4 protein-coding genes and 1 pseudogene are annotated in these 5,341 nt (G+C 69.0%); all 5 read left to right on the forward strand.

Features of this window, described 5'->3' with window-relative positions; translation table 11 throughout:
• Positions 1 to 149 precede the first annotated feature (149 nt).
• Positions 150 to 758 carry a CDP-alcohol phosphatidyltransferase family protein gene (locus GWI24_RS39780; protein WP_210950904.1) on the forward strand — a complete coding sequence of 203 codons (609 nt, stop codon included), beginning with the start codon at positions 150 to 152 and terminating at the stop codon, positions 756 to 758.
• Between the two features lie 114 nt (positions 759 to 872).
• Positions 873 to 3,368: a mannose-1-phosphate guanyltransferase gene (locus tag GWI24_RS39785; RefSeq protein WP_210950902.1), complete on the forward strand. Its 2,496-nt coding sequence runs from the start codon at positions 873 to 875 to the stop codon at positions 3,366 to 3,368.
• A gap of 116 nt (positions 3,369 to 3,484) precedes the next feature.
• A complete protein-coding gene (locus tag GWI24_RS39790) occupies positions 3,485 to 4,411 on the forward strand; it encodes a DUF881 domain-containing protein (RefSeq protein ID WP_210950903.1) in 927 nt (308 codons plus the stop codon).
• On the forward strand, positions 4,408 to 4,740 hold the full coding sequence (locus GWI24_RS39795; protein WP_014058688.1) for a small basic family protein: 333 nt from the start codon (positions 4,408 to 4,410) through the stop codon (positions 4,738 to 4,740). The genes GWI24_RS39790 and GWI24_RS39795 overlap by 4 nt, the downstream gene beginning before the upstream one ends.
• Positions 4,741 to 4,745: 5 nt before the next feature.
• Positions 4,746 to 5,341 (forward strand): annotated as a pseudogene (locus GWI24_RS39800) (hypothetical protein); the annotation flags it as partial.

Genomic DNA, 5,341 nt, shown 5'->3' on the forward strand with positions numbered 1-5,341 from the left:
AATTCTTCAACGAGACCCCGATGGGAAATTCATTCCCCTCGGGGTCTTTTTTTGTGCCCATGTCCACTACGCCCCGGTGCGGGGCCTGTGCGGGCCTACCGGTAGAGTCATGGAGCATCATCGGCCTGTTTCTCACGGGAGGCTCCCGGGTGGAGGTACAGGAGACACGCGTCCAGACGGACCGTGTGCTCACCATCCCGAACATCCTCAGCGCTGCGCGCCTCGTCGGCGTGCCGCTTTTCCTGTGGCTGATCCTCCGGCCCGAGTTCGGCGGGCCCAACAGCGACGCCTGGGCGCTGCTGGTACTGGCGCTGAGCGGTATCAGCGACTATCTCGACGGGAAGCTGGCCCGTCGCTGGAACCAGATCAGCCGTCTCGGCCGGCTTCTCGACCCGGCGGCCGACCGCCTCTACATACTGTCGACTCTTGTCGGTCTCACCTGGCGCGAGATCCTGCCCCTCTGGCTCACCGCGGCCCTTCTGGCGCGAGAGCTGGTCCTGCTGGTGATGGTGGGCATCCTCCGGCGCCATGGCTATCCGCCGCCCCAGGTGAACTTCCTCGGCAAGGCGGCCACCTTCAACCTGATGTATGCCTTCCCGTTGCTCCTTCTGAGTGAGGGAAGTGGCTGGCTTCACACGACCGCTGCTATTTTCGGATGGGCGTTCGCCGGATGGGGTACAACACTCTATTGGTGGGCAGGAGTCCTCTACGTGGTTCAGGTCCGCCGACTCGTCAGGGCGGACACCGCGGCTGACTGAGCGCGCCGTAGCGGCGTCCATAGAGGCCGGGGCCCGTAGCGACTTCACGTGTAAGGGCCATCGGGCGTGCGCGGTCGGCATGACCGTCGTCTCTTCAAGGAGGACGCTTCCGATATGAAGGCCGTCGTGATGGCAGGGGGCGAGGGGACTCGTCTGCGCCCGATGACCTCGACCATGCCCAAACCGCTGCTGCCCGTGGCCAACCGGCCGATCATGGAACATGTGCTGCGGCTGCTCAAGCGGCATGGTCTCAGCGAGACCGTGGTGACAGTCCAGTTCCTCGCCTCCCTCGTCAAGAACTACTTCGGTGACGGCGAGGAGCTCGACATGGAGCTCACGTACGCGAATGAGGAGAAGCCACTCGGCACCGCCGGAAGCGTCAAGAACGCGGAGGAGGCACTCAAGGACGACACCTTCCTGGTGATCTCGGGTGATGCCCTGACGGATTTCGACCTTACGGATCTGATCAATTTCCATAAGGAAAAGGGCGCCCTTGTCACCGTCTGCTTGACCCGCGTTCCCAATCCGCTCGAGTTCGGTATCACCATCGTCGATGAGGGCGGAAAGGTCGAGCGCTTCCTGGAGAAGCCCACCTGGGGCCAGGTCTTCTCGGATACGGTCAACACCGGAATCTATGTCATGGAGCCGGAGGTCTTCGACTATGTCGATCCCGATGTTCCGGTCGACTGGTCCGGAGATGTCTTCCCCCAGCTGATGAAGGAAGGCAAGCCCGTCTTCGGCTATGTCGCCGAGGGCTACTGGGAGGACGTCGGCACCCATGAGAGCTATGTGAAGGCCCAGGCGGACGTTCTCGAGGGCAAGGTCGACGTCGAGCTCGATGGATTCGAGATCTCGCCCGGTGTATGGGTCGCCGAAGGGGCGGAGGTGCATCCGGAGGCCGTGCTCCGCGGTCCGCTCTACATCGGCGACTACGCCAAGGTGGAGGCCGGTGCCGAGATCCGTGAGCACACCGTCGTCGGCTCCAATGTCGTGGTGAAGAGCGGCGCCTTCCTCCACAAGGCGGTGGTGCACGACAACGTGTACGTCGGTCAGCAGAGCAATCTGCGCGGCTGTGTCATCGGCAAGAACACCGACATCATGCGCGCCGCCCGGATCGAGGACGGGGCCGTCATCGGCGATGAGTGCCTGATCGGCGAGGAATCGATCGTCCAGGGCAATGTCCGGGTCTATCCGTTCAAGACCATCGAGGCGGGCGCGTTCGTCAACACCTCGGTGATCTGGGAGTCCCGCGGGCAGGCCCATCTGTTCGGCGCCCGCGGCGTCTCCGGCATCCTCAATGTGGAGATCACCCCGGAGCTCGCGGTGCGGCTCGCCGGGGCGTACGCCACGACCCTCAAGAAGGGCTCCACGGTCACCACTGCGCGTGATCACTCCAGGGGCGCGCGGGCGCTCAAGCGGGCGATGATCTCCGCCTTGCAGACCAGCGCCATCGACGTACGGGACCTGGAGAACGTGCCGCTGCCGGTGGCCCGGCAGCAGACCGCGCGCGGCAGCGCCGGCGGCTTCATGATCCGGACCTCGCCCGGGGTGCCCGACTCGGTCGACATCATGTTCTTCGACGAGCGGGGCGCCGATCTCTCCGCAGGCGGTCAGCGGAAGCTGGACCGGGTGTACGCCCGCCAGGAGTACCGCAGGGCGTTCCCGGGCGAGATCGGTGACCTCAGCTTCCCGTCGAGCGTCTTCGACTCGTACACGGGCTCGCTGCTGCGCGCCGTGGACATCAGCGGCATCGCCGAATCCGGCCTGAAGGTCGTCGTGGACGCCGCCAACGGCAGCGCCGGGCTGGTGCTGCCCAGCCTGCTGGGCCGGCTCGGGGTGGACGCGCTGACCATCAACCCTGGTTTGGACGAGTCGCGTCCGACGGAGACCGCCGACGCCCGCCGGTCGGGGCTGGCCCGGCTCGGCGAGATCGTCGCCTCCGCGCGTGCCGCGTTCGGAGTGCGGTTCGACCCGGTCGGCGAGCGGTTCTCGCTGGTCGACGAGCGCGGCCGGATCGTGGAGGACGACCGGGCGCTGCTGGTGATGCTGGACCTGGTGGCCGCGGAGCGACGGAGCGGGCGGGTGGCGCTTCCGGTGACCACGACCCGTATCGCCGAGCAGGTGGCGGCGTACCACGGCACACAGGTGGAGTGGACGACCACCGCGGCGGACGATCTGACCCGGGTCGCCCGGTCGGAGTCCACCATCTTCGGAGGCGACGGGCGCGGCGGGTTCATCATCCCCGAGTTCAGCAGCGTCTTCGACGGCACGGCGGCCTTCGTCCGGCTGATCGGCCTGGTGGCGCGCACTCAGCTGACGCTGAGTCAGATCGATGCGAGGATTCCGCGGGCGCATGTCCAGCGGCGTGATCTGGCCACCCCCTGGGCGGTCAAGGGCCTGGTCATGCGGCATGTTGTGGAGGCCGCGGGGGACCGTTCCGTGGACACCACCGACGGGGTGCGGGTCGTGGAGACCGACGGGCGGTGGGTCATGGTGCTGCCCGACCCGGCCGAGGCGGTCACCCATCTGTGGGCGGAGGGCCCGGACGACGCGTCCGCGCAGGCCCTGCTGGACGAGTGGTCCAGCGTCGTGGACAGCGCGGGGCGCTGATCCCGGGGCCGCCCGAGCACGTCTGAGCGCGTGGGGCCGCCGTCCCGAGGTCCCGGATCCGGCACGCCGGAGGGGCCATTCGGTGGCGGCGGCCGCCACGTGCGACGATGTGCGGCATGTCGCAGCAGCCCCCCGTTCGGAGCACAGCATCGCCGCGCCCCCGCCCGCGCCTCGACGCGTCCATGTCGCTGCTGACCAATGTGATGGACCACAGCCTTGACGACGGCTACGCCGAGGCCGCCGCGCGGCGCGGGGAGACCGGTCGCTCGGGCCTGCCGCGCACCGTGCGGGCCAAATTGGGGCTGGCCTTCGGTCTCGTCCTGGTCGCGGTCGTCATCACCATCGGGGCCGCCGAGGCGCGGATATCGGCGCCGACGCTGGCCAAGGAGCGGGGAGAACTGATCGACCGCATCGAGACGGGGAACTCGAACGCGGACAAGCTCGCCCGGAGCGTGGATAAGCTCCGTGGCGAGGTCGGGGAGAAGCAGCGGCAGGCACTGGAGAAGCACGGCGGGGCCAAGGCCGATCTGGTGGCGCTGCTCTCGGGGGCCAACGAGGTGACGGGCCCCGGGGTGAAGCTGGTGGTCGACGACGCCAAGGACGCTGCGGGCGGCGGCGGGGGTCCACGGGAGAGCGCCGACTTCTCCGACACCGGTCGGGTGCGCGACCACGACATGCAGCGTGTCGTCAACGGTCTGTGGGAGTCGGGCGCGGAGGCCGTCTCGATCAACGGGCAGCGGCTGACGGCGCTCTCGGCGATCAGGGCAGCGGGAGACGCCATACTGGTCGACAACAAGCCGCTGGCGCCGCCGTATACGGTGCTCGCGGTGGGGGACGGGCAGCGGCTGAGCACCGCTTTCCAGAACAGTGCGGACGGACAGTACCTGCATGTGCTGCAGCAGAACTATGACATCCGTACGAGCATTTCCGCCCAGGACTCGCTCCGGCTTCCGGCCGCGCCGAGCCTGATCGTACGCACCGCGGAACCGATAGCCGGTGGTTCCGGCAAGGGTGACGCCGACACAGGGAAGGGCACATCGTGATCGCCGTATTGGGGCTCATCGTGGGAGTCGTGGTCGGACTTGTGGTCCGACCCGTGGTGCCGACGGTGGTCGAGCCCTATCTGCCGATCGCCGTCGTGGCGGCACTCGACGCGGTCTTCGGGGGCTTCCGGGCGATGCTGGACGGGATCTTCGACGACAAGGTCTTCGTCGTATCGTTCCTGTCCAATGTGGTGGTGGCCGCACTGATCGTCTTCCTCGGTGACAAGCTGGGCGTCGGTGCCCAGCTGTCGACGGGAGTCGTGGTCGTGCTCGGTATCCGGATCTTCTCCAACGCGGCCGCGATCCGCCGCCATGTGTTCCGGGCGTGAGGCCGATGACGACCGACGACACCCCGGAGAAGCCCGAGAGGGCACAGCCGGCCGACAACCGACGGCAGGCCGACACGCCGCGACAGCCTGCCGAAACGCCACGGCAGTCCGCCGACACGCCGCGACAGCGGTCGGCCGACACGCCGCACCAGTCGGCCGACACGCCGCGACCGGCCGAGAGGGACGCGAAGGCCGAGCGGCCGGGGAAGGCCGGACAAGCGGCGAAGGCCGAAACGCCCGAGAAGGCCGCTGAGCCGCCCCGGCGGTCGCCCGAGCCGCCGCGCCGGCCGGAGACGCCCGAGCGGCCCGCGCGCCCCGGGGAGCCCCGGGAGCGGGCCGAGCCGAAGCGGGCCGAGCCCAAGCGGCCGTCGGCGGCCGGACCGCCGGGCCCGGGCACCCCGTCGCCCGCCCGGAAGCCCGAGCGCCGTGACGCGCCCGCGGAGCGGCCGGGCAGGCCTGCCACGCCCCCGCCGGGCGGCTTCAAGGACCTCGCACTCAGGACGCCTCTGCCCAAGGCCGTACTGCCCGAGGCCCTGCCGCCGCAGGCCCAGGGCCGGCCCGTCACGGCGGACACGCCCGGGGCGCGTGCCGAGGGCCCCAG

The organism is Streptomyces sp. MK37H, from assembly GCF_018035285.1.
Taxonomy (GTDB): Bacteria; Actinomycetota; Actinomycetes; order Streptomycetales; family Streptomycetaceae; genus Streptomyces; species Streptomyces endocoffeicus.

Excerpts from the sequence above, each read along its gene's own strand:
- GWI24_RS39790 (WP_210950903.1), top strand. The coding sequence starts at position 3,485 with ATGTCGCAGCAGCCCCCCGTTCGGAGCACAGCATCGCCGCGCCCCCGC.
- GWI24_RS39785 (WP_210950902.1), top strand. The coding sequence starts at position 873 with ATGAAGGCCGTCGTGATGGCAGGGGGCGAGGGGACTCGTCTGCGCCCG.